Consider the following 216-nt stretch of genomic DNA (forward strand, 5'->3'; position numbering starts at 1 on the left):
ACCCCAAACTGTACCAAACAACCCGACAAATGGTGCAAGCGAGGCAATTGTTCCAAGAACCGAAACACCTTTTTCTGCTTGAGATTTTTCAGCAGAGATTTGACGAAGAAGTGCTTGTTCAGCAACTGCTTTACGCTGCTCAAAAGTCAACGGCTGCAACTTAGCTTTTAATCCAGCCAAAGTTTGAGCAAGTTGAGCATAAGCCTGTTGTTTTAA

The 216-nt window shown here is 43.1% G+C and carries 1 protein-coding gene; it reads right to left on the minus strand.

All coding sequences use genetic code 11. The features are described 5' to 3' along the window. On the minus strand, nt 1-216 hold a 216-nt coding region (locus tag B4237_RS11225), incomplete at both ends, for a MotA/TolQ/ExbB proton channel family protein (RefSeq protein ID WP_286943126.1).

The sequence above is a fragment of the Acinetobacter sp. UBA6526 genome, assembly GCF_002434875.1.
In the GTDB taxonomy this organism is placed as follows: domain Bacteria; phylum Pseudomonadota; class Gammaproteobacteria; order Pseudomonadales; family Moraxellaceae; genus Acinetobacter; species Acinetobacter venetianus.